We start from the raw sequence: 23,731 nt of genomic DNA on the forward strand, positions 1-23,731 counted from the left end.
GAGGCCACCCCTCACCACATGTGGTGAGGGCCCACATTTCAGCTGGTAGCCATAGGGTCAAACCATGTGGGTGCCTCCGACATGGCCTGCTTGATCCGGAGGACTCCGAACTCGTCCAGCTTGGGCAGGGCGTCCACCGCGAACCAGCCCACCTCCAGCGACTCGTCGTCGTTGACGCGGGCCTCGCCGCCCACCGCCCGGCAGCGCACGGTGATGTCCATGAACTGGCAGACGTCCCCGTTGGGATAAGTCATCGGCGCCAGGGCCTGGACCAGGACGATCCGCTCGGCGACGCAGTGAACGGCCGTCTCCTCGAAGACCTCCCGCACCGCGCACGCTGCGGGTTGCTCGCCCGGCTCCGGGATGCCGCCGATCACCGACCACGCCCGGGTGTCGGACCGACGGCCCAGCAGCACCCTGCCCTCGTCGTCGAAGACGATCGCGGTGACCCCGGGCAGCCAGAGCGGATGGTGGCCGATGGAGGACCGGAGCGTGCGGATGAAATCGGGAGTAGCCATGACCCCGACCCTAACGGGCGCGCTCCCGGCGACCGCGCGGATCGGGGCGGCGTACGAGGTCGCACGGTGCCCCGGCCCCACGGCTGTCACCACCGGCGCGAGGGCCGTACGGCCGACGTCACCGGCGCGAGGGTCGTACAGCCGACCCACCGGCGCGACGGTCGTACAGCGGACCCACCGGCGGGCGACGGGTACGGCCGCACGCCGTCGGCGGGACAGTCGTACGCCTACGCGTCACCGGTGCGGCGGCCGCGCAGGCCGGAGCCGATCGCCCAGCCGAGGCCCCCGACGGCGACCAGCACCAGGGCCATCTCGGGCAGGATGCCCAGCTGGGTCGCCGGGGTCCGGGACGTGCGCAGCGGCACCTTCTGCACCAGGTAGGCGGGCACGAACATGCCGGTCTTCTGGGTGATCCTCCCGTCCGGCATGATGAAGGCGCTGACTCCGCTGGTCACCGGCACGGTCACGGTGCGGCTGTGTTCGACGGCGCGGACCCGGGACATGGCGAGCTGCTGGTAGGTCATCTCGCTGCGGTCGAACGTCGCGTTGTTGCTCGGCACGGAGATCATCTCGGCGCCGTGTGTGACGGTGTCCCGCACGGCCCAGTCGAAGGCCGCCTCGTAGCAGGTGGCGAGGCCGACCTTGACGCCCGCCATGTCGAACACGCCCGGCGCGGCACCCCGGCTGAAGTCCTGGCGGACCATGGACGTCCAGTCCTTGTTGATCGCGCCGACGAGGCCGCGCAGCGGGAGGTATTCGCCGAAGGGCTGGATCTGCCGTTTGTCGTAGGTCTGCGTGGGCCCCTTGACCGGGTCCCACAGCACCTGCTCGTTGAGCAGCCTGCCATCCCGTTCGACGACCGCGCCGACCGAGATGGGCACGCCGACGGCCTTGGCGGCGCCCTCGATGACGGCGGCCGCGTCGGGGTTGGCGAAGGGATCGATGTCGGAGGAGTTCTCCGGCCACAGCACGAAGTCGGGTTTCGGGGCCTTGCCCGACTTGATGTCCGCGGCGAGCTTCAGCGTCTCACGCGCGTGGTAGTCGAGGACGGCCCGCCGCTGGGCGCTGAACTCCAGCCCGGAGCGGGGCACGTTGCCCTGGACGACCGCGACCGTCGCCGTACCGTCCTCGGCCTTGTCGCCGACCAGTGCGCGGGCCGCGAGCGCGCCCACGACCGGCACGGCCACGCTCAGCAGTGCCGCGGCCGCCGCCGTACGCCGCACGGCGCGGGTACGGCGCCCCTCGACGATCAGACGTCCCGCCTCGTACAGGCCGAATCCGCACAGGACGACCGCGAAGCCGAGCACCGGCGTGCCGCCGAGAGCGGCGAGCGGCAGGAAGACACCGTCCGCCTGGCCGAAGGCGATCTTGCCCCAGGGGAAACCGCGAAAGGGCACGCGCGCGCGTACCGCTTCGCCCGCGATCCAGACGGCGGCCGCCCACACCGGCCAGGCGGGCAGCCTGGAGACCGCGGCGACGCCCACCCCGACCAGGGCGATGAACACCGCCTCGATGGCGACCAGGGCGAGCCAGGGCCCGGGGCCGACCTCGACGCCGGTCCACACCAGCAGCGGCAGCAGGAAGCCGAGGCCGAAGACGTAGCCGAGACCGAGAGCCGCCTTCCAGCCACGGCCGCGCAGCACCCAGCCGAAACCGGCGAAGGCGGGCAGGGCCAGCCACCACAGGGTGCGCGGCGGGAAGCTGACGTAGAGCAGCACTCCGCAGAGCGCGGAGGCGGCGGCCGGGACCAGGCGCAGCAGCCGGCCGCCGAGCGCGCCGGGCGCACGAGACGGCCGGAGCTGATCCGGCTGGTCCACGGAAGTTGCGGTGACGGTCACCCGGCTGAGTGTACGGCGGCGCGCCCGGCCCCCGACAGCACGGTCGAGCGCCGGGGCCGACACCGGCCGACCCCCGGTCTTCGCTGGTCGGGGCCTGCTCATCCCCGACATCGGTGCGCTGCCCCAAGCCCACATCCCGACATGGGACCGCTGCGCGAAGCCCGGTCGCCCCCGCCCCCTGCCCGCCGCTCACGGCGCCACCCCACCCCTCCCCACAGGCATTACGGCATCAACAGCGCCCGGCGGCCGTCGGCACCGGAAACTCGTCCGCATCACGACGATCCTCCGCATCTCGTCCACAAACAGGTCATCAGCCGTTACGGTGTGCCCAGCCTCGGCGGTGCGGCCGGATCCGGTGCATCGCCTTGGCCTGCGACAGGTCGGGGGACGGGTGCGAGGGGCGGCGGGTGGGGTCGACGGGGACGAGGTCCGTGCCGGGTGCGGACGCGGAGAACGCCAGGCGAAACGTTTCTGATGGTGCGGGCATGATGCTGCTCGGTGCCTGCGCCGGGTGGTCGCTGATCACCGCGGCGGCCCACGACGGGCGGCCCGAGGGCGTGCTGCTGGCGGTGCTCGCCGTAGCGGCCGGGTATGCGGCGGGCCGGGTCTCGGGGGCGCTGCTCCCGGTGATCGCGCCCTGCGTCGGCGCTGCGGCCAGCCTGGTACTCGCCGCGGCGCTGCCCGGCCTGTCCCCCGGCGGCCGATACGCAGGCCCGCTCGGGCCCGCCGGGGCGACGGCCGCCCTCCTCGCGCTGGCCACCGGAGCCGCCTGCTGTGCGGCCTGGGCGACGCCGGTACCGGCGCAGCGGCTGGGACTGCGGGCACTGGCCGCCGTGATCGTGCTGTCCGGGGCGGCGCTGGGATCGCCGGCCGGGAGCGCGGCGGGGGCGGCCGTCCTGCTGTGGTCGCTCCTCGCGGGCGCGATGCCGCGGCGGGGCGCGGGTCTCGCGGTGCTGGCCGGCACGGCGGCCCTGGTGGCCGGGACGGTCTGGGCGGTCGCCGCGGGCTGGTTGCCCGGAGGGCTTACCGAGGCGCTCGCGGGCCCGTTCGGTCCCCAGCGGATCCGGCTGTGGCAGGACGCCGTGCGGCTGGCCGGCCGGGACAGTGGGCTGGGCGTCGGCCCCGGCCGGTTAGGCGAGCCGGGCGGCGGCACGCCGCGCACCTCGCTGTCCGACGGCGGACCGCACTCGGCGCCCCTGCAACAGGCGGCGGAGCAGGGGTTCGTGGGGGTGCTCCTGCTGGCGGCAGCGTTCTGCTGGGTCCTGTACGCGCTGTGGCGCTCGCCCCGTTCCACCCCGGTCGCCCTGACCGCCGGTGCGGCCCTGACGGCCCTGGCCGTCTTCGCCTCGGTGGGCGACGCGCTGGGTTTCACCACGGTCACCGCGGGCGCGGGCCTGCTGGCCGGCTGGGCGACGGCCCGACCGTGGACCGGCGACGACACGCGGGCCGAGCTGTGAGCGGAGCCGGCGGCCAGGCGGAGGGGAGAGTGGCGCCGGTCCAGTGGGCCCGGGTCCCGGGGCTCAGCGGCCCGTACCCGGTCCCGTCCTCCGCAGCCGGTCCCGGATGACCCACACCGCGGTCTCCGCGTTGTCCACGGTGATCGTGAAGGTGTGGCCGTCCCACAGGCGCAGCACGACACCCTCGCCCCGGCGCACGACGACCGCGGTGCCCTTCTCGGGGCGCCAGCGGTAGCCCCATCCGCCCCAGTGTCTGGGGGTGACGAGGGCGGTGAAGTCGGCGCCGGCCACCTGGGAGAGCGGGATGCGGCGGCGTGGCAGCCCTATGTGGCCGCAGCGCACTTCGAGGGACTCCTTGTCGAGGGTGAGGTCGACGTGCACGAAGGCGAGGGTGCCGAAGAGCACCAGCAGACCGGCCGCGATACAGCCGACGACGGACATCGCCAGGGCGGCGACACCGGAGGTCCAGGCCGAGTCCACGGCCAGCTCGATTCCGAGTGCCAGGCAGGCCGCGCCGACCAGGGCCAGCAGCCACTGGACCCGGTTGGTGGCGCGCCCCGTCCAGACGTCCGGGTGCGGGGTGCCGTCAGCGTGGGGGTGGTCCCTCATGTTTACGAGGTTACTCAGGTTTCGCTGTGCTGGTACCCGCGCGCGGAGCGTGACTGCTCCGTGCGGCCCAGACGCCTCCGGCTCGTGCTCGCCCTACCGGCCCACGGCGGGGAGGGCGTACGCGGGCTCGGTCACCTGCTGTCGGCGAGCGGGCCGGTGGCGGGCAGCAGCCGGCCCTCGGCGTAGTGCAGCGCGGCGGCGGGCAGCTCGCCCTCGCGGCCGCTCAGGAGCACCGTCAGGGTCCCCTCGGCGGGCGCGTCGGGGGCCGGCAGCTCGCCGAGGCGGCGCAGGGCCTGCGCGGCCACCGCTCCGGCCGAGCCGTGCAGGACGAGCGGGGCGGCGCCGGGCCGCTGGAGGACGGCGCGGATACGTTCCGCCACCAGCTCGTAGTGAGTGCAGCCGAGGACGACGGTGGTCACCTCGCGCGGGGTCAGCGCGGCCGCCGCCAGGACGCTCGCGTCGATGGCTGCCTCGTCCGCGCGTTCGACCGCCTCGGCAAGGCCCCAGCACGGCACCTCGGTCACCGGCACGCCGTCGGCGAAGTCTCTGATGAGGCCGCGCTGATAGGCGCTTCCGGTGGTGGCGGGGGTCGCCCAGATCGCGACCGGGCCGCCGCCCGCCGAGGCCGGCTTGATCGCCGGGACGGTGCCGATGACGGGGATCCCGGGCTCCAGGCGAGCGCGCAGGGCGGGCAGGGCGTGCACGGTGGCCGTGTTGCAGCCGACGATCAGCGTGTCGGGACGGCGGGCGGCGGCGGCCTCGGCGACGGCCAGGGCCCGCCGGGTGAGATCCTCGGGGGTACGCGGCCCCCAGGGCATGCCGTCGGGGTCCAGTGAGAGCACGAGATCCGCGTCGGGCCGCAGACGCCGTACCGCCGCGGTGGCCGCAAGCAGGCCGATTCCGGAGTCCATGAGCGCGATCTTCACCCGGCCACGATAGACGATGGGCCCTCGCGCGCCGCCCTCGTGGGGCAGACTGCGGCCGTGAGCGCCCTCCCGTGGATCACCGCCGTGTCCTTCGCCGCCTGGTGCTGGCTGCTGTTGTGCCAGGGCTTCTTCTGGCGCACGGACGTCCGGCTGCCACCGCGACGGGAACCGGACGCGTGGCCGTCGGTCTGTGTGGTCGTGCCGGCCCGCGACGAGGCAGCCGTACTGCCGGACAGCCTGCCCTCGCTGCTGGCGCAGGACTATCCGGGGCGGGCGGAGGTCTTCCTCGTGGACGACGGCAGTACGGACGGCACCGGGGACCTGGCCCGCGAGCTGTCCCGGCGGCACGGCGGCCTGCCGCTCACGGTGGGCTCGCCCGGCGAACCGCCGGCGGGCTGGACGGGCAAGCTGTGGGCCGTGCGTCACGGCATCGGCCTGGCACGCGCGCGTGCCCCGGAGTACCTGCTGCTGACGGACGCGGACATCGCGCACGCGCCGGACAGTCTGCGCGAGCTGGTGGCCGCGGCCCGGACCGGGGGGTTCGACCTGGTGTCGCAGATGGCGCGGCTGCGGGTGCACAGCCGGTGGGAGCGGCTGGTGGTCCCGGCGTTCGTGTACTTCTTCGCGCAGTTGTATCCCTTCCGCCGGATCGGCCGGCCGGGTTCGCGTACGGCGGCCGCGGCGGGGGGTTGTGTGCTGCTGCGCGCCGACGCGGCGGAGCGGGCCCGCGTCCCCGATTCCATCCGGCACGCCGTCATCGACGACGTGGCGCTCGCGCGCGCGGTGAAGGGCACCGGCGGCCGTGTGTGGCTGGGGCTGGCCGACGGGGTGGACAGCGTGCGGCCCTACCCGGGGCTGCACGACCTGTGGCGCATGGTCTCGCGCAGCGCCTACGCCCAGCTGCGGCACAACCCGACGCTGCTGCTCGGCACGGTCGCCGGGCTCGTCCTCGTGTACCTGGTGCCGCCGGCCGCGCTGGTCGTGGGCGCGGCCGGCGGAGGGGCGACGACGGCCGTCCTCGGTGGGCTGGCGTGGGCGGTGATGGCGGGCACGTATCTGCCGATGCTGCGGTACTACCGCCAGCCGCCCTGGCTCGCCGCGCTGTTGCCGTTCACCGCCGCGCTGTATCTGCTGATGACGGTCGACTCGGCGGTGCAGCACTACCGGGGGCGCGGGGCGGCCTGGAAGGGCCGCACCTACGCACGTCCCGGCGCCGTGCCCGAGGAGGGCTGAACGCGGTCACTTGCGGCCGGGGGTCCAGTTCATGCCCCAGCCGTAGGCGCGGTCTATGGTCCGCTGCGGGCTCACTCCGCGCTCCGCCACCAGATACCGCGCCTCGCGCTGGACGACCAGATCACCGCCGGTGTTGGTGATCAGGGCGAGCGCACACACCGTGGAGGGCACGGTGCACTCGTCGAGCGAGAAGTCGATGGGGGCGCCGTGCTGTGGCCGGAGGGTGACGGTGGCGTGCAGGTCGGCGAAGGAGCTGGCGCCTTCGTAGATGGTGACGAAGACGAGGATGCGCCGGAAGTCCCGCGTGTGGTCGAGGTTGATGCCGAGGTTCTCGCCACTGGCCACGGCGCCGGTGCGGTCGTCTCCGTCGAGGAGGATGTACGGCGGCCGGCTGAGTGACCCGAAGGCGTTGCCGAGGGCCTGTACGACCCCTTTGCGGCCGTCGGCGAGTTCGTACAGGGCGCACAGGTCGAGGTCGAGGTCGCTCTGCCGGCCGCCCCATCGGCCGCGGTGGCCCGAAACCTGTTCACGTGTCTGCCAGTTGAGGTTCACGCGCATGGTGCCGGAGGTACCGCCCTGCTTGGCCAGCGAGACGGAGGGGGCGGCCTTGGTGAGGGTGATCTTGGAGAGGCGGACGGGCTGGGCCGCGGGCGCCGGAGGGGCGGCGGGGGGCGCGGCGACGGGGGGCGGCACCGTCACGGGCGGCGGCACCGGGACAGTGGGTGGCGCCAGGGTCGGCGCGGGAGGGAACGCGGGAGCCACGGACGGGGGCGCGGACGTCCGCACCGGGGCGGGCGGCGTGGAGTGCTGCGGTTCGTTCACGGTGATGCCGAAGTCCGTTGCGAGGCCTTCCAGTCCGCTGCTGTAGCCCTGCCCGACGGCTCGGAACTTCCAGCCGCCCTGACGGCGGTAGAACTCGCCGAGCACGAAGGCCGTCTCCACGGTCGCGCCGGGGTCGTCGAAGCGAACGACCACCTGGCCGGTCGCCGGATCGGTCACCTCGATACAGAGGCCGGGAACCTGTCCGAAGGTACCGCCGTCCGCGGAGGCGGCGAGCACGATCCGCTCGATCGAGCCCTCCACGCGCGCGAGGTCGACGAAGAGGGTGTCGGTGACCCGTCCGTCCGCCGTCCGCTTGCCCTCGTGGCGGACCGCGCCGGAGGGGTGGGCGGGCTGGTTGTAGAAGACGAAGTCGCCGTCGGAACGGACCTTGCCGGCGGCGAGGAGCAGCGCCGAGGCGTCGGCGTCGGGTATGCCGTGTCCGGAACGCCAGCCCAATGCCACGCGCAGGGCCGTCGTCGGCACCGGCGCGTTCGATCCTTTTGACATGGACATGCCTGCCCCCCTCGGGTATCGGTTCCGGCGTCCCCGGCCGTGCGGTTCATCCCTACCCGCTCACCCTATTCCCGGGCACCCCGATGCCCCCCTCCTCGGACGAAGCGAGGAGACCGCCGGTCAACCGCCGGTAACCCGCCAGGCGCAAGGCCTTTACAGGATCCAAACGTCGATCGGCGCCCTTTTTTGCCGAGTTCGCTCGTATTAAGGACACCGGGTCACTGCCGACACGGAAAACAACCCTCTTATCGGTCTCCCCAACCAGCACATCGTGGGCTTAACTTATGTGCCATGACCTCCCCCCGCTCCACTTATGGCGGCGGCTACTACTCCGCCTCCTTCCCGGACACCCCGATCTACGACTCGCTCGTGGCCGAGCGGGGCACCCCGCAGATCGCCCCGATCCGGGTCCCCGCTGCCTACGACATGGGCAGCAACCTGCCCGCACTGCCGTCGGCACTCCCCGCCCTCCCGGCTGCCCCGTCCTCGTACAATCATTCCTACGGCTACCCGCAGGCTCAGCAGCCCGCACCGCTGCAGCAGGCGCCCACGGCGTACATCCCGCAACAGGCCAGCGCCCCGCGCGGCTACCCCGGTCAGCAGGCGCCGCAGCAGCAGCGTCCGATGGCGGCCGGCACCGGTTACGACGCCATGCGCCCGGCCGCGCCGCGGCCCCCGCAGGGTTCCTACCAGGACCCGTACAACAACCAGCAGTACCGGGGTTACTGACCGGCCCATCCGGCGCCGTCCGTCCCGCCAGGAGCCCTCGGACCTGGCCGACGACCGGCGCCGGCCGCTGACCGACGACGGGGGAAAGGTCGTCACACAGCGAGAGTGACCGCGCTTCGCACGGGCCGCCGCCGCGCCTCTGGCCGGCGGCGGCACTCGTCTGTCCGCGCCCGGTCCGCTCCCGTGCGCTCCCTGAACGGCCGGGACTACCAGGCCCATGGAACACCGTCCCGCACGTCCCCTCGGCCTCGACGTTCGTCCCGAAAGGGTTCGGGAACCCCGTCCGGGGCCCGGTCGTTGGGAAGGCATGAGAATGTCGTGAGACACCGCTGATCGCCCGCGCCGGCCCTCGAGGCCGCCGACGCGGGCGGTGCGAAGCCGGTGCCCGTGACGGTGGGGTCCGTGGCGGTGGCGGGGGCGGTGAGGTCCGCAGCGGTAGGGCCCGTGGCAACGGAGTCCGTGGCGGTGAGGTCCGTGACGGTGCGGGGCGAGGGGGTGGGGATGCTGGTGGTGAAAGGGCTGTGGCGCTGGCGGCACAACCCACTGCGCCGTGCGACCGACCTCGCCGAGGCCTGGGTGGCACTCGTGGCTCTGATACTGATCGCCGTGGCCGCGCCCGTGACCGGTTGCCTGGTCGGCACCGCCGCCCAGGACGCGCTGCAGCGGTCCGTGCGGCAGCAGCGGCACTCCCACCACCTGGTTGTGGCCACCGTGGTCCGTGACCGGGGCCGGGCGCCGCTGGAGGCCGACCCCGACACCACCACCGCCCGCGAGGTCCGCAGCCGCGTGGTCGCGGACTGGACGGGGCCGGACGGCATACGGCGGCGCGGGGCGGCCCTCGCCGACCTCAAGTCCCCGCGGCCCGGGGACCACTTCCGGCTCTGGACCGACCCGCACGGCCGAATAACCACCCGCCCGCTGGACTCCCCCACGGCGACGACCCACGCGGTGCTCGCCGGAGTCGGCGCGGCGCTGCTGACCGCGGCCGTGGTCGAAAGTGCCCGGCGCCTGGCCGTCTGGCACATGGTCCGCCGCCGGTACGCGCGTTGGGACCAGGCCTGGGACCGGGCGGGACCGGACTGGGGCAAGGCGGGCACCGGCAGCTGAGGGAGCTTTCGGCTCTGGTCAACCAGCCGCGTGGGTACACGCTACGGTGGACCGGCCGAAGGGCTTTCGGCGACGACCCGCGGGCAAGCGCACTTCAAGGACGTGTGACGTGTCGAGAGTGCGCACGCGTCCGGCCGGGCCGGGCACGCTCGCGGTCCCGGCAGCGGCGGCCACGCCCCGACGGGAGCGAGCCATCAGTACGACAAAGGTGGGGGCACGGCAACGCCATGGCACAGGGCACGGTCCAGGTGACGCACACCGGTACCTCGCGGTGGCGGCGCCGCACGGGTGAGTACGCATCGCTCGCCGCCGCCCTGGAGGCCGCCGCGGACGGCGACGTCCTCACCATCGCCCCCGGCACCTACCGGGAGAACCTCGTCGTCCAGCGGGCGGTGACACTGCGCGGGCCCGAGGGATCCCCCGGCTCGGTGCGGATCGCTCCCGTGGACGGGGTGCCGCTGACCGTGCGGGCCTCGGCCGTGGTGCAGGACCTGCACGTGGAGGGCCAGGACGCGGCGGCCGCGGCGGTGCTGGTGGAGGAGGGCACGCCCGAGCTGATCGACGTACGGATCGTCACGCGGTCCGCCGCCGGCATCGAGGTGCGCGGCGGCGCCCGTCCGACCGTGCGCCGGTGCACCGTGGACAACCCGGCCGGCATCGGCATCGCCGTACTGGACGGCGCGGGCGGGGTGTTCGAGGAGTGCGAGATCGTCGCCGCCGGGCAGGCGGGCGTGGCGGTGCGGGGCGGCGCCCACCCGCGTCTGGAGCGGTGCCGTGTGCACCACGCCTCCGGCACCGGGCTGACCGTGACCGGTGAGAACTCCGCGTTGGAGGCCGTCGGCTGCGAGATCTACGAGGTGCGCGGTTCCGGGGTGCAGGTCACCCAGCGGGCCACCGCGCATCTGACCGACTGCGATGTGCACCGCACCACCGCCGACGGTGTCACCCTGGACACGGACGCGGTGCTCACCCTCGCCGACTGCCGCATCCACGACATCCCGGAGAACGCGGTCGACCTGCGCTCCCGTTCCGTGCTCACGCTGACCCGGACGACGGTCCGGCAGTTCGGCCGCAACGGCCTGTCGGTGTGGGACCCGGGCACCCGGGTGGACGCCAACCAGTGCGAGATCTTCGACAGCACCGGCGACTACCCGGCGGTGTGGGTGAGCGACGGCGCCACCGCGGTCCTCGACGCCTGCCGGGTACATGACGTGCCGGACGCGCTGTTCGTGCTCGACCGGGGTTCGCGCGCGGACGTCGTGGACAGCGATCTGTCGCAGGTGCGCAACACGGCCGTGTCGGTGAGCGACGGGGCGACCGCCCAGCTGGACGACTGCCGGATCAGGGAGGCGGCGACCGGTGCGTGGTTCCGCGACCACGGCAGCGGCGGCACGCTCAACAACTGCACGCTGGACGGCACACAGACCGGGGTGATCGTCACCAAGGGCGCCGATCCGGCCATCGAGCGCTGCACGGTCGACTCGCCCGCCGAGGCCGGCTTCTACGTCTCCGCGGGCGGCCGCGGCAGCTTCCTGAACTGCCGGGTCACCGGGAGCGGCGGCTACGGCTTCCATGTGATCGACGGCTGTCGTACGACGCTGCGCAAGTGCCGTACGGAGCGGTGCGCGCGCGGCGGTTACGAGTTCGCCGACCCGGGCCCGGACGCCGGGGCCGGGACGGGCCCGGTCGTCGAGGACTGCACCAGTGAAGAGAGCGGCGCCCCACGACCGCCGGTGGTGCCCGCGGCGGCCGTGCAGACGGCGACGCACTCCGCCGGTCTGCTCGGCTCCATTCCCGGGCAGCGCACCGCCGAGCAGGAACCGTCCACCGTCACCGCGGAGCCGGCCAACCCGGTACGGACGTCGACGGACGTGCTCGGGGAACTCGACGCGCTGGTCGGGCTGGAGAGCGTCAAGCGCGAGGTGCGGGCGCTGACCGACATGATCGAGGTGGGACGCCGGCGCCGGCTGGCCGGTCTGAAGGCGGCGTCCGTCAAGCGGCATCTGGTCTTCACCGGCTCCCCCGGCACCGGCAAGACGACGGTCGCCCGGCTCTACGGCGAGATCCTCGCCTCGCTCGATGTGCTGGAGAAGGGCCACCTGGTGGAGGTCTCCCGGGTCGACCTGGTCGGTGAGCACATCGGTTCCACGGCGATCCGCACCCAGGAGGCCTTCGAACGGGCCCGTGGTGGTGTGCTGTTCATCGACGAGGCGTACGCGCTCTCCCCGGAGGACGCCGGGCGCGACTTCGGCAAGGAGGCCATCGACACGCTGGTGAAGCTGATGGAGGACCACCGGGACGCGGTGGTCGTGATCGTCGCCGGCTACACCGCGGAGATGGAACGCTTTCTCTCCGTCAACCCCGGTGTCGCCTCCCGCTTCTCCCGCACGATCACCTTCGGCGACTACGGTCCCGAGGAGCTGCTGCGGATCGTGGAGCAGCAGGCCGAGGAGCACGAGTACCGGCTGACGCCCGGCGCCCTGGAGGCGCTGTTGAAGTACTTCACGCGGATCCCGAAGGGGCCGGCGTTCGGCAACGGCCGTACCGCGCGGCAGACGTTCGAGGCCATGGTGGAGCGGCACGCGAGCCGCGTGGCCCAGTTCGCCGACCCCACCACCGACGATCTGACCCTGCTGTACGCCGAGGACCTGCCGGAGCTGCCCTGAGAGGCGGCCCGACCGGGCTGAGGCCCTGAGTTCACGCGCGGCTTCCGGGGTCCGGGCGCTGTCCGGGCACCTCGGGGTGCAGCCGGGCCAGCAGTCGGGATCTCTCCTGGACGAAGGCCGGATCCGCCTGGTAGTCGGAGTGGCCGAGGATCGGCGCGGGCAGCGGGTGGTCGACGGTGCGGCCGTAGAAGAGCGGGTCCGCCAACGGCTCGCCGTCCACGTCCGGGGTGCCGTCGCCCGGGACGCGGACGGGCCCTCCGATGGGGTCGGTCAGCCGGTGGAGATTGCGCCAGCAGGCCACGTCGCGGTGCAGGGCGGCCAGTGCGGGCGGCCCGAAGTGAGCCGGGAACCAGCGGCCGTACAGGCGCTCCAGCGGGGAGCCGTAGGTCAGCAGGGCGACCCGTCCGCGCACCCGCGGGGTGAGCTGCCAGGCCGCGGCGGCGGCGAGGACGCTGCCCTGGGAGTGCCCGGAGAGGACCAGCCGGCCGCCGGTGCGCCGGGTCCAGGCCGTCATCCGCCAGGTCAGGTCCGGCACCGCGCGTTCGGCGTAGCAGGGTGGGGCGAAGGGATGGGCGGCGCGCGGCCAGAAGGTGCCGACGTCCCAGAGGATGCCGATGGTCCGGCGGGCCGAGGCGTCCTTGTAGGCGCGCCTGCCCCAGGTGACGAACAGCAGGAAGCCGAGACCTGTCAGCCAGGAACCCACCGCCTGCGAGGTCTCGGTCACGGCACGCACGGCGTCGTCGGTGTGGCGGGCCGCGCCGTCGGGTGTCTTCCCGGTGCACAGGGCACCGGCGAGGGCCGCGGCGCCCAGCAGCAGCGTGGTGGCGGTGAGCACGGCGAGGACGAGCGGGGCCCGGTCGGTCAGGGCGGCCATGGCCCGGGCGTGGGCGATGGCGCGGGTGCGGGCGGGGTCCTCGGGCTCGCCCGGGTGCTCCCGGCGGACGCGTTCGCGTTCGGCGCGGGCGAGCCGGGCCGTGCCGACGGCGAGCCGGGCGGCGAGGAGCAGCAGGACCGCGAGGAGGGGAGGGATCGCGGACGCCTGCCAGGTGAGCAGAACGGGCGGTCCGGGCAGCAGGGCACGGGTGCCGTCCAGCCAGTCGGCGACGCGCTGTGCGACCCCGCCGGAGATCACCCCGCCCAGGGCGCAGGCGAGCAGTGCGACGGCGGGGCCGCCGAGGCCGCGCATCCCGGCGCGCGGGTCGGGCCGGCGGCGGTACAGGTCGCCGGCCACGGCGGCGAGGGCGATCACGAGCAGCCCCTGGGCCAGCATCAGGGCGCCGAAGGCCTGGTCACCGGCGAGTCGGCCGGTGGAACGCCAGCCGGGCCGGGCCCAGCCGGCGTAGAGGAGGGTGAGGAGCAGCAGGGCGAGCGCACCGAGCGGCAGCCGCCGTACGAGGTGCCGGTCGAGCCGTTGGTCGAGGCGGCTCTCGCTGCGGCCCCGGCGGCAGACGGCGCCCACCGTCGCGCCCGCCCAGGCCAGCAGGGCCGCGATGAGCAGCTCGCCCAGGGCGAGTGGGGCGGCGGGCCCGCCGGGGCGGTGGTCGAAGCGGACGGCGGGGGTGGCGACGGTGGCGGCCACGGTCAGCAGGGCCGCCGCCGTGTGCGCGGCGCGCAGCCGGGCCACCAGTCGGCGCCCGTACCAGAAGCCGGGCCGGGCCAGGGCGCCGGAGTCGTGGGTTGGTTCGGGGTCGGGGGACACCGGTCGGTGGGACTCGTACAGGCTCCAAGTGCGGTGGGAGAGGTACCAGAGCAGGGCGACGAGCGCGGCCGGGGCCAGGGCGGCGAGGGCGAGCCGGCGGCCGGGGGCGCTCCACCAGCCGCCGGCGCCCTGGGCCGGCGCGACGAAGCCCAGCCAGGAGTGGCGGCGGGCGCAGGAATGGACACCGGCGCACTGCCAGGCGACCAGGTCCAGCGTCACCTCGCAGGCGGCTGCCGTCAGCAGCACGGTCAGGGTGAGGGCGGCCAGGCGCACGAGGAGGCCGTAGAGCCGGACGGTGCGCCGTCGGCCCGGTGCGGCGGGGCGCATCCAGTGGGCGAGGTTGACCACCATGAAAGGCAGCAGCAACAGCCACAGGGCGCGGCTGCCGTCGCCGGAGGTCAGGTTGCACCAGACGTACGCCTCCCGGACGAGTCCGGGCCCTGGGCGGCTCTCCGGCTCGGCGTCCTCGGTCCGCCGGAACACGGCGGCGGTGTCGTCGCCGGTGATCCGGACCGTGCGCGGATCACCGAGCATCTTCGCGGGCGTGGTGCCGCCGACGCCGTGCACGAGGAGTTCCAGGTCGGTCTCCGGCTCGTGCCGCGGCCCGGCCGGTTCCGGCCCGGCGGGGCGTTCCCGCGCGCGCTCCACGGTCCTCGCACCTCCCCTGTCGTTTCCGCATGGCCCTGCCGTTTCCGCCTGGCCCTGTCGTTCTCACACGCCCCGTGTCCTTCTCTCGGCGCGTCCCGTGTCGTTTCCCGGCGCGCCCCCTGAGGTGTAGCGGCACGTGGTGCCGGTGCGCGCTCCAGGATCCCGGCTTCCGCGGCGATGTGCAGCCGTCACGCGGGAAACTCCCCGTTCCGTGTGACACGGGCGGCCCCGAGCCCGACGGACGTGGCGTGCGGGCGTCGTGTCAGGTGGTGGCGCGACCGGTACCGAGGCGTGAAAAGATGGGACGCCCGCGCATCCCCGACAACAGGAACATCCTGGTCGGAGCTGGTGTGGCGGGCGGGCAGGACGGCTGGCGGCGAAAGGACCGGAGCGTACGTGAGCGAGAATCAGAACCTCCTCGCGGAGCAGCGCCGCGCCCTGATCCTGGACGAGGTCCGGCGCCGGGGCGGTGTGCGGGTCAACGAACTGACCCGCAAGCTCGGTGTCTCCGACATGACCGTGCGCCGCGATCTCGACGCGCTCGCCCGCCAGGGGGTGCTGGAGAAGGTACACGGCGGCGCGGTGCCGGTGGTCGAGCCCAGCACCCACGAGCCGGGGTTCGAGGCGAAGTCGGGGCTGGAGCTGACGGCCAAGGAGGACATCGCGCGGGCGGCCGCCCGGCTGGTCACCCCGGGTACGGCGATCGCGCTGTCCGGCGGTACGACGACGTATGCGCTCGCGCAGCAGCTGCTGGAGGTGCCCGACCTGACCGTGGTGACGAACTCGGTGCGGGTCGCGGACGTCTTCCACGCGGCGCAGCGCTCCTCGGGGCAGCGGCAAGGGGCGGCCACGGTCGTCCTGACCGGAGGGGTGCGCACCCCGTCCGACTCGCTGGTGGGTCCGGTCGCCGACCAGGCGATCGCCGCGCTCCACTTCGACCTGCTCTTCCTCGGAGTGCACGGGATATCGGTGGAGGCGGGACTGTCCACACCGAATCTCGCGGAGGCCGAGACGAACCGGCGGCTGGTGCAGTCCGCACGTCAGGTCGTGGTGGTCGCCGACCACACCAAGTGGGGCACGGTGGGCTTGAGTTCCTTCGCCACGCTGGGCCAGGTGGACACGCTCGTCACCGACGCGGGCCTGGCCGCCGACGCCCGCTCGGAGATCTCGGAGCATCTGGCGCGACTGATCGTGGCGGGCGAACCGGAGGCTGTGCCGGAACCGGAGTCACAGCCCGAGTCGGAGCCGGAGTCGGAGTCGGAATCGGAATCGGAACAGGAGTCGTAGGCCGGGTCCGAGGCGGAGGCCGTGTCCGGGACCGAGGCCGAGGCCGAGGCCGGGCCCGGACGGGACTGAATCCGGATCGCCTCCATGCGCGGACAATTGACGGCTCGTCAACTAATCTGACGATCAACCCCCGGACTGCACGCGGAACTTCCCACAGGGGGACTTCAACGAGGGGTTCGTCGTCATGGCTCAGCGTCTGCGCCCGGTCGGCCCGGAGTTCGCCGGAACCGCGCCCGTACGACTGGTGTTCACCCGGGACATGACCGCCGCGCCGGACGCGGTCTTCCGGGCCCTCGCCGAGGACGTGGCAAGTTGGCCCGAGTGGTTCCCGGCCGTGTCGTCGGTCCGGCCGACCGAGGCCGGCCGTGCGGTACGGCTGCGCGGTGGCACCCGGTTCGAGGAGACGGTGCTGTCGGCCCGGGCGCCGGAGGTGTACGCCTACCGGGTCGACGTGACCAACACGCCCGGCGCTCGCGCCTGGGTCGAGGAGTGGCGGCTGGTTCCGACCGGCGCCGGGACCCGGGTGCGGATGACCTTCGCACTCGACGGCACGGCCGCGTTCCGTCTGGTGTGCCGGCTCATCGGGCCCGGTGTCGGCCACGCCTTCCGGAACGCCGTCGCGGCACTGGACCGGCGACTGGGGCAGCCGTAACGGGACGGCCGCCGCGGTGCCCGTCAGTCGGGCCAGACGCCCGTCGCCAGCAGTGTCTCGATCGCCACCGTGTACGGCGTGATGTCCAGGCCCTGCTCCGTGAGCCACGCGTCCGAGTAGTACTTGTCGAGGTACCGGTCACCGGGATCGCACAGCAGGGTGACCAGGCTGCCCTGACGGCCCTCGGCCACCATCTCGGAGACGATCTTCAGCGCGCTCCACAGTCCGGTCCCCGTCGAGCCGCCGGCCTTGCGGCCGATGGACCGCTCCAGGGCGCGCACGGCGGCCACGCTCGCCGCGTCGGGGACCTTCATCATCCGGTCGACAGCGCCGGGGACGAAGCTCGGCTCCATGCGCGGTCGGCCGATGCCCTCGATCCTGGAGCCGCAGTCGCAGGTGACGTCCGGGTCACCGGTGGTCCAGCCCTCGTAGAAGCAGGAGTTCTCCGGGTCGGCCACACAGATCCGGGTGTCGTACTGCATGTAGTGGACGTAGCGCGCGAGCGTCGCCGAGGTGCCGCCGGTGCCGGCCGTGGCGACGATCCAGGTCGGCTCAGGGAACCGTTCCAACTCCAGCTGGCGGAAGATCGATTCGGCGATGTTGTTGTTGCCGCGCCAGTCGGTCGCCCGCTCGGCGTAGGTGAACTGGTCCATGTAGTGGCCGCCGGTCTCCACCGCGAGGCGGGCGGACTCCTCGTACATCTTGCGGGAGTCGTCCACGAAGTGACACCGGCCGCCGTGGAACTCGATCAGACGGCACTTCTCGGCACTCGTCGTGCGCGGCATCACCGCGATGAAGGGCACGCCGATCAGCTTCGCGAAGTAGGCCTCGGAGACGGCGGTCGAGCCGCTGGACGCCTCGATCACCGGGCGATCCGGGCGGATCCAGCCATTGCAGAGGCCGTAGAGGAACAGGGAACGGGCGAGCCGGTGCTTGAGGCTGCCCGTGGGGTGCGTCGACTCGTCCTTCAGGTAGAGGTCGATGCCCCACCGCTCGGGCAGCGGAAAGCGCAGCAGATGCGTGTCCGCCGAGCGGTTGGCGTCGGCCTGCACCTTGCGGACGGCCTCTTTCAGCCAGCCGCGGTATCGGGCGTCACTGCGGTCGACATCGAGGGTGGCGCCGGTCCGGGCCTGGGGGATGGTGCTCACGGCGGTGCTCCTAACGCTGGGCGCCGACGGCGCTGCGCGCGGCCGACACTTCGAGCATAGGCACCTTTGGCACCACTTCCCACCTGCATAAACGCATCTTTGAGCCACCCAAAGCCACCCTGGGGAAAGGGCGTAGAGGCAGTCGGGGGGCGCATTGGCGGGAGTGCTCCGGGCGTCCGTCGCACGCGCCCCTCGCGTACTGGTGCTCCACGGCACATCGGGGCAGACTGCACGCGTCGGGGCGATCGTCCCGGACGGGGGCACACACGGAACACGGGCATGAACACGGAACCCGGAACCCGGAACCCGGGAGCTTTCAGGGCCGGGGACGACGGAACACGGGACCGTTGGCACACTGGACCACGGGACCGATGGCACAGGGGCCCACGGGAACACCCGCAAGGGGGCGGCGAGGATGGCGGAGCCGGAATTCACGGCGACAGGCGTGCGGATCGGCAGGCGGCTGCGGTCGCTGACCCGCGCCGGGCAGGTCCGGATAAGCGGCGGCAGGCTGGAGTTGCTCACCAGCTACGGCAGCGAGATCGACAGCGCGCCGGTGCAGGCGGTACGGGCGTCCAAGCCGTGGTTCGCCCCCGACGACCGGGCCCTGGCCGACCTCAACGGCCAGCGGTACCTCCTCACCCTGGGCGAGCAGGACCCGGCGCCCGGTGAGCCGGGGCCGCCCGCGGCGCGGCGCTTCATCGAGGCGGTGCGCCGAGCGGCCGGGCGTGGCGGCTGATCCGACCGAGCCGGCCCCCGCGGGTAGCGTCATGCCGGCCACTGCGGGTAGCGTCCGGTCGCGGCGAGTTGCGGGAGAGCGGTCACCGGGTCACGCTGGTACCACGTCACTCTGGGTTTACCGGCGATAACGCTGCGAACCAGCCCGCCGGCCACGACAGCAGGCGGCCGCTTGGACGCGAGCACCTGCTGGATCCGTTGTTCTCCGTGTTCTTCCGGTTCCTCCGGACCTCACATCGGGGAGTCGCAGCCGTGATCAGTCACCCAAGCAGGCACTGCACGGTGGAGCTCCAAGCCCTGCCGTCGCGGATCGGCCAGGTCCGCAGAATCGTATCTGCGCAGTTGCGCTACTGGCATATGGACCCATTGATCGACCGGGCCGCCCTCGGTGTGACGGAGCTGCTGAGCAACGTCCACCGGCACGCCAGGCCCGACAAGTCATGCACCGTGGAACTGGAGTTGCTGCCGGACCGACTCACGGTGTCGGTACACGATCATGATCCGCGCCTTCCGGTGCCGGCCGATGCCGCAGAGGCCCTGGACGCCCTGGCCGCCGGGCCACTGGCCACCTGCGGGCGTGGGCTGGCCATGGTGGCGGCGGTGAGCGAGAGCTGGGGTGCGCGGCCGGACGGCGAGAACGGCAAGGTCGTGTGGTTCACGCTGCCCGCCCCCGCGGCGGTCCGGGCGCACGCGGCCCGCGCGCCGCACCACACGGCGGAACGTCAGCCCGCGACGGCCCGTTCGTCGGCTACGGCGGCACGACCGGCACCGGCGCCCACGCCCGCACACGCGGGCACGCCCTCGCGGGTCGGTGCCGTGGCTCCACTGGGTTCCAGGACTCCGATCGGCGCCGGGGCCGCGGTCGGCGGCAGGACCCCGGTCGGCGCGGCGGCCGCGAGCGGTGCGGGATCCGCGATCGGCACCGGCACCCCCGTCGGTACCGCCACCACCCCCGCCCCGGTACCAGCCACTCCGGTCGGCCTGGCAGCCGCTCCGGTCGGCATTGCGGCCTCCGCTTCGGGAGAGACTTCGGCGTCCGCCACGGCCGGCGCCTCGGCCAAGGGCGGCCCGGTGCCTGCCGTGGCGCCGGCCGCGCCCCCCGTACCCCAGTCCGTCGCCGGGGCCGGCGCACCGGCGGTGACGGCCGCTTCGGCAGCGGCACGGGCGTCGACCCGCCCCCGGCCGGTCGTTCACTGAATTCGGCCCGTTCCGAGGCGTCGGCGGCCACTCGCCCCGCCGACGGGCCGCGGCGCGCGGTGGCTCCCGAGGAGCCGCGGCGGGGGGCGACTTACGACGGACCGCGGCGCGGGAAAGCTCCCGAAGGGTGGCCTCCGTCATGGCGGTCGCCGTCGGTTCCAGGCCGAGTGCCTGGCGGACGGTGACCCGGTCGTGCTCACGGCGTGCGCACGGCGTTGTCGTGAGCGCCCACCGGAGTCCGGGGGGCCTTCGCTCCCCCGCCGCACCTCCACGCCGTGTTCGTCACCCGAGCCCGATGGACGGGTCGTCCTTGCCGAGGCGGCCGAAGTGCTCCTCCAGGACGGACAGTCGACGCCAGTACTCGTCCTCGTCGATCTCACCGGAGGCGAAGCGGCGGCCGAGCACCGCGAGCGGGGAGTCGCCCGCCGGGCGGACACCGTCGATCGTGCGCCTGGGGCCGCCCCGGTCGCGTCGGCCGGTGCGGCGCAGGAAGGTGACGACGCCGATCACGACGGCCGCCCAGATCGGCGGGAAGAACAGGATCCAGGGGCCGGGGCCGCCGCCGTCCCAGTTCGCCAAGGTCTGCATCTCGGATCATCTCCGTCGTCGGTTCCGGTCTTCGGGTACTGATCCGAGACTCCTCCCGGCGGGGCTCCGGGTCGTCGTGCGGTCGGCGGCAGTGCGCGTACCTCCACCGGAGTACACGAAAGCCCGGGTCGTCCCCGGGCCGACTGGTCGATTGTAACTACCGGTATGTACAGTGGGTTCATGAGCACTTCGGAGCGACTGATCGAGTCCACTCGCGAGCTGCTGTGGGAGCGCGGGTACGTGGGGACGAGCCCCAAGGCGATCCTGGAGCGCGCGGGCGCCGGACAGGGCAGCATGTACCACCACTTCAAGGGCAAGCCGGACCTCGCCCTGGCGGCGATCCGGCGGACCGCCGAGGAGCTGCGGGCCACCGCCGAACACGTGCTGGGTGGCCCGGGCACCCCGTACGAGCGGATCGAGGCGTATCTGCTGCGCGAACGCGATGTGCTGCGTGGCTGCCCGGTAGGCCGGCTGACCATGGACCCGGACGTCGTCGCGAGCGACGAGTTGCGGGCGCCGGTGGACGAGACGATCGCACGGATCCGGGAAATGATCGCCGGGATCGTCGAAGAGGGGAAGGAACAGGGGCAGTTCGCGCCGCAACTGGACGGGCAGGAGATCGGCTCCGCCGTCCTCGCCACGGTGCAGGGCGGCTATGTCCTCGCCCGGGCGTCCGGCTCCCCCGCCGCCTTCGACGCCGGTGTCCGTGGTCTGCTGGCCCTGCTGGCGCCGCGAACCACCCGACCCCGGTGAACTCCGCACGTCGCCCGGCTTCCCCGGCTCCCGGACCCACCCCGCCCGATCCCGTCGGTCACTGTGGAAGGACCGCCATATGCACGCCATGCAGTACGAGTTGACCCTCCCCGCCGACTACGACATGGGCGTCGTCCGTGCGCGGGTGGACCGTGTCGGGCACCTGTTGGACGACTGGGACGGCCTCGGCGTCAAGGCCTATCTGTCGCGCGAACGGGGCCGGTACGGCTCGCCGGTCAACCAGTACGCGCCGTTCTACCTGTGGAACACCGTGGAGGGTATGAACCGCTTCCTGTGGGGCGGCGCCTTCCAGGGGCTGGTGGACGACTTCGGCAGGCCGGCGGTCCGGCAGTGGACCGGGGTGGCCTACGCCGAGGGCGCGGGCGCGCGGGCCGCGTTCGCCGTGCGGCGGCGGATGCCCGTCCCGGCGGGCACCGAGTTGTCCGCGCTGATGGCGGAGACGGTCGAGGAGACGGAGCGGCTGGCCGGTGAGGACGGTGCCGTGCTCGTGGCCGCGGCCGTGGACCCCCACCGCTGGGAACTGGTCCGGTTCTCCCTCTGGGAGCACGACCGTCCCAAGACCGACGGGGACGTCTTCCAGGTGCTGCACCTGTCCGCTCCCGGCCGCGCCCGGATCGCCCGGGGCCGGCAGTGGTGAGCCGCGTGCGTACGGTCCTCGGTGACATCGAGCCCGAGGAGCTGGGCGTGTGCGACGCGCACGATCATCTCTTCCTGCGCAGCGCCCAGTTGCCCGGTCGGGAGCTCGACGACGTCGACGCGGCCCGAGCCGAACTGGCCGCGTTCCGCGCGGCGGGCGGAGCGGCGGTGGTGCAGTGGACGCCGTACGGCATGGGGCGGCGGGCCGCCGAGCTGCCGGGGCTGGCGCGCTCCACGGGGGTCCGGCTCGTCTGCGCGACCGGGCTGCACCAAGCGGCGCACTACGGTGAGGAGTTGCCCGCCCGACTGCGCGGCGCCGGGCTCGCCGACCTGTTCGTCACCGAACTCACCGAGGGCATCGGCACGACCGGTGTGCGGGCCGGACTGATCAAGGTGGCCGGTGGTTTCCACGGGCTGGACGCCCACGCCCGCCGGACCATGACGGCGGCGGCCGAGGCCCATCACGCCACCGGTGCCGTCATCGCCGTCCACCTGGAACTGGGCACCGGCGCGCTCGACGTACTCGACCTGCTGTGCGGCGAGTTGGGAGTGCCCGGTGAGCGGGTGGTCCTGGGGCATCTGAACCGCTTCCCCGACCCGGTGGTGCAGCGCCAGGCCGCCGAGTCGGGCTGCTGGCTGGCGTTCGACGGGCCGTCCCGCGCCCATCACGCCACCGACTGGCACATGCCGGATGCGCTACGGGCGCTGGTGGAGGCCGGATTCGGGGAGCGGCTGCTGCTCGGCGGGGACACGGTGGCCGCCGGGGCGCGGTCCGTCGACGGCGGCCCCGGGATGCCCTACCTGCTGCGCCGGGTGCGGCCGCGGCTGGCGCGAGCGGTGGGGGCGGAACTGGTGGACCGCATCCTCGGGGAGCACCCCGGACGGGCGTTCGCAGTCGACTGGAAGTGAGCGGTCCGCCATGTCGGCGGTGGAGCGGGGGGGCACGGCGTCCAACCGGCGATGGGGCGCAGGCACCGCCAGTGAAGCGGGCACGCCGTCTCACCGGCGGTGGGGCGGGGGCACGGTGCCCGACCGGCGGGCGAGCCCGGAACTCGTGGCGGCGCCAGGGTATTCGGTGTCTCAGCCGGCGATGTAGCGGTGCACGACCGGACGCAGGAAATCGACGTGCGGTCCTTCGAGGTCCATCAGATCGGCGGGCGAGCCGATCAGGGCGATCCGGTCGAATTCGGGGTCGACGCCGCGTGCGGTCTCCGCCTCCGCCAGCGTGGCGTACCGGGCCCGCAGTTCCCTGGCGGGGCGCGGTGGCGCGAGGAAGAAGACGCCGACGTTTCCTTGCGTGCCCCGGGTGATCAGCCAGTGGGCGAGATCGGCGGCCTGGATGCCGGAGCCGGTCTCCTCGGCCAGTTCGCGGGCGGCGTGTTCACGTAGGTCGGCCAGCCCCAACGCCCCTTCCGCACAAGGCGGTTCGATGGTTCCGCCGGGAAGCTGCCAGCGTCCGGGGGCCGCGGTCGTGGGTGACATCCGGCCGACCAGCACACTCCCGTCGTCGGCCGGCTGGAGCACGGAGACGAACAGGGACGCGCACGCGGGAGCGCCGGGCACCTGGCGCAGCGCCCGGTGACGGTAGGTGGCCCGTGCCCACGACAGAACCAGCTCGTCGTGTCCCGCCCGCTCCAGTCCGGTCAGCGCCACCGCCGGGCCGTCGAACAGCGCCGGGTTGGCGCGTACCGCCCGGTCCCAGACGCGGTCCATCTCCGCACGCTGCCGCGGGGACAACTCGAACCCGGCCGTCTCCACGAGCCGGACGCGGGTGACGTGCAGCAGTTCGACCTCGGCAGGCGGGCCGGGCTCGGGCCCCGGGCCGGCAGGAGGCGCGGGGGAGCCGACGGCACCCGTCGTGCCCTTCCCACTCACCGCGGCCGCGGCACTCCCGTCATCCTGCCCGAGCGCGCCACCTTGCGGGCCCCCACCCCGCTCGGCCCCCT

The 23,731-nt window shown here is 73.5% G+C and carries 20 protein-coding genes and 1 pseudogene; 12 read left to right on the forward strand and 9 right to left on the reverse strand.

The genetic code is table 11. The annotated features are described in order from the left end of the window. Positions 1-38: 38 nt before the first annotated feature. Together ACIBA9_RS08060 and lnt are read right to left on the reverse strand one after the other, a co-directional pair. Positions 39-518, reverse strand: a complete 480-nt coding sequence (locus ACIBA9_RS08060) for an NUDIX hydrolase (protein ID WP_399360744.1) — start codon at positions 516-518, stop codon at positions 39-41. 227 nt (positions 519-745) lie between these two features. Then, positions 746-2,356: an apolipoprotein N-acyltransferase gene (gene lnt, locus ACIBA9_RS08065; RefSeq protein ID WP_399360746.1), complete on the reverse strand. Its 1,611-nt coding sequence runs from the start codon at positions 2,354-2,356 to the stop codon at positions 746-748. Positions 2,357-2,841: 485 nt separating this feature from the next. Here lnt and ACIBA9_RS08070 point away from each other — a divergent pair, with 485 nt between their 5' ends. Then, the gene (locus ACIBA9_RS08070; protein ID WP_399360748.1) at positions 2,842-3,813 is read left to right on the forward strand and encodes an O-antigen ligase family protein; all 972 of its coding nucleotides are present in this window, start codon (positions 2,842-2,844) and stop codon (positions 3,811-3,813) included. 63 nt (positions 3,814-3,876) lie between these two features. On the opposite strand, the gene ACIBA9_RS08075 is transcribed toward ACIBA9_RS08070, so the two are convergent. Further along, positions 3,877-4,422, reverse strand: coding sequence for a hypothetical protein (locus tag ACIBA9_RS08075; protein ID WP_399360750.1), 546 nt, complete (start codon positions 4,420-4,422; stop codon positions 3,877-3,879). Between the two features lie 131 nt (positions 4,423-4,553). Beyond that, entirely contained in the window at positions 4,554-5,348 is a 795-nt protein-coding gene (locus ACIBA9_RS08080; RefSeq protein WP_399360752.1) for a glutamate racemase, read from the reverse strand. Between the two features lie 39 nt (positions 5,349-5,387). Between ACIBA9_RS08080 and ACIBA9_RS08085 the strand changes: the two genes are divergently transcribed. Further along, positions 5,388-6,581, forward strand: coding sequence for a glycosyltransferase (locus ACIBA9_RS08085; RefSeq protein ID WP_399360756.1), 1,194 nt, complete (start codon positions 5,388-5,390; stop codon positions 6,579-6,581). Between the two features lie 6 nt (positions 6,582-6,587). Here the strand turns inward: ACIBA9_RS08085 and ACIBA9_RS08090 are convergent, their stop codons facing one another. Next, positions 6,588-7,910 (reverse strand): TerD family protein, encoded by a 1,323-nt coding sequence (locus ACIBA9_RS08090; protein WP_399361264.1) that lies wholly within the window; start codon positions 7,908-7,910, stop codon positions 6,588-6,590. Positions 7,911-8,207: 297 nt separating this feature from the next. Between ACIBA9_RS08090 and ACIBA9_RS08095 the strand changes: the two genes are divergently transcribed. The 3 genes from ACIBA9_RS08095 (at position 8,208) to ACIBA9_RS08105 (ending at position 12,418) form a co-directional block, all read left to right on the forward strand. Continuing rightward, on the forward strand, positions 8,208-8,645 hold the full coding sequence (locus ACIBA9_RS08095) for a DUF6643 family protein (RefSeq protein WP_399360758.1): 438 nt from the start codon (positions 8,208-8,210) through the stop codon (positions 8,643-8,645). Between the two features lie 501 nt (positions 8,646-9,146). After that, positions 9,147-9,752: a hypothetical protein gene (locus ACIBA9_RS08100; RefSeq protein ID WP_399361267.1), complete on the forward strand. Its 606-nt coding sequence runs from the start codon at positions 9,147-9,149 to the stop codon at positions 9,750-9,752. A 227-nt stretch (positions 9,753-9,979) separates the two neighbouring features. Beyond that, complete coding sequence (locus ACIBA9_RS08105) at positions 9,980-12,418, forward strand: right-handed parallel beta-helix repeat-containing protein (protein ID WP_399360760.1); 2,439 nt, start codon at positions 9,980-9,982, stop codon at positions 12,416-12,418. A gap of 31 nt (positions 12,419-12,449) precedes the next feature. Here ACIBA9_RS08105 and ACIBA9_RS08110 read toward each other — a convergent pair whose 3' ends face one another. Next, complete coding sequence (locus tag ACIBA9_RS08110) at positions 12,450-14,765, reverse strand: hypothetical protein (protein ID WP_399360762.1); 2,316 nt, start codon at positions 14,763-14,765, stop codon at positions 12,450-12,452. 396 nt (positions 14,766-15,161) lie between these two features. Here ACIBA9_RS08110 and ACIBA9_RS08115 point away from each other — a divergent pair, with 396 nt between their 5' ends. After that, positions 15,162-16,052, forward strand: a complete 891-nt coding sequence (locus ACIBA9_RS08115; RefSeq protein WP_399360764.1) for a DeoR/GlpR family DNA-binding transcription regulator — start codon at positions 15,162-15,164, stop codon at positions 16,050-16,052. Positions 16,053-16,236: 184 nt separating this feature from the next. Continuing rightward, on the forward strand, positions 16,237-16,704 hold the full coding sequence (locus tag ACIBA9_RS08120) for an SRPBCC family protein (RefSeq protein WP_399360766.1): 468 nt from the start codon (positions 16,237-16,239) through the stop codon (positions 16,702-16,704). 23 nt (positions 16,705-16,727) lie between these two features. Here the strand turns inward: ACIBA9_RS08120 and ACIBA9_RS08125 are convergent, their stop codons facing one another. Next, entirely contained in the window at positions 16,728-17,852 is a 1,125-nt protein-coding gene (locus ACIBA9_RS08125) for a PLP-dependent cysteine synthase family protein (protein ID WP_399360768.1), read from the reverse strand. 415 nt (positions 17,853-18,267) lie between these two features. Here ACIBA9_RS08125 and ACIBA9_RS08130 point away from each other — a divergent pair, with 415 nt between their 5' ends. Further along, positions 18,268-18,591 carry a hypothetical protein gene (locus ACIBA9_RS08130; protein ID WP_362159412.1) on the forward strand — a complete coding sequence of 108 codons (324 nt, stop codon included), beginning with the start codon at positions 18,268-18,270 and terminating at the stop codon, positions 18,589-18,591. Positions 18,592-18,842: 251 nt separating this feature from the next. Beyond that, a pseudogene (locus ACIBA9_RS08135) lies at positions 18,843-19,367 on the forward strand (ATP-binding protein); the annotation flags it as partial. A 702-nt stretch (positions 19,368-20,069) separates the two neighbouring features. Here the strand turns inward: ACIBA9_RS08135 and ACIBA9_RS08140 are convergent. Beyond that, complete coding sequence (locus ACIBA9_RS08140; protein WP_399360770.1) at positions 20,070-20,375, reverse strand: SHOCT domain-containing protein; 306 nt, start codon at positions 20,373-20,375, stop codon at positions 20,070-20,072. A gap of 165 nt (positions 20,376-20,540) precedes the next feature. Between ACIBA9_RS08140 and ACIBA9_RS08145 the strand changes: the two genes are divergently transcribed. The 3 genes from ACIBA9_RS08145 to ACIBA9_RS08155 all read left to right on the forward strand — a co-directional run bounded on the left by ACIBA9_RS08145 (position 20,541) and on the right by ACIBA9_RS08155 (position 22,694). After that, positions 20,541-21,128 carry a TetR/AcrR family transcriptional regulator gene (locus ACIBA9_RS08145; RefSeq protein WP_399360772.1) on the forward strand — a complete coding sequence of 196 codons (588 nt, stop codon included), beginning with the start codon at positions 20,541-20,543 and terminating at the stop codon, positions 21,126-21,128. Between the two features lie 79 nt (positions 21,129-21,207). Next, entirely contained in the window at positions 21,208-21,786 is a 579-nt protein-coding gene (locus tag ACIBA9_RS08150) for a DUF4865 family protein (RefSeq protein WP_399360774.1), read from the forward strand. Beyond that, on the forward strand, positions 21,783-22,694 hold the full coding sequence (locus ACIBA9_RS08155; RefSeq protein ID WP_399360776.1) for a phosphotriesterase: 912 nt from the start codon (positions 21,783-21,785) through the stop codon (positions 22,692-22,694). Before ACIBA9_RS08150 ends, ACIBA9_RS08155 begins: the two co-directional genes overlap by 4 nt. A gap of 171 nt (positions 22,695-22,865) precedes the next feature. Here ACIBA9_RS08155 and ACIBA9_RS08160 read toward each other — a convergent pair whose 3' ends face one another. Further along, positions 22,866-23,660 (reverse strand): NUDIX hydrolase, encoded by a 795-nt coding sequence (locus ACIBA9_RS08160; RefSeq protein ID WP_399360778.1) that lies wholly within the window; start codon positions 23,658-23,660, stop codon positions 22,866-22,868. Between the last annotated feature and the right edge of the window lie 71 nt (positions 23,661-23,731).

Source organism: Streptomyces sp. NPDC051452, from assembly GCF_044454765.1.
In the GTDB taxonomy this organism is placed as follows: domain Bacteria; phylum Actinomycetota; class Actinomycetes; order Streptomycetales; family Streptomycetaceae; genus Streptomyces.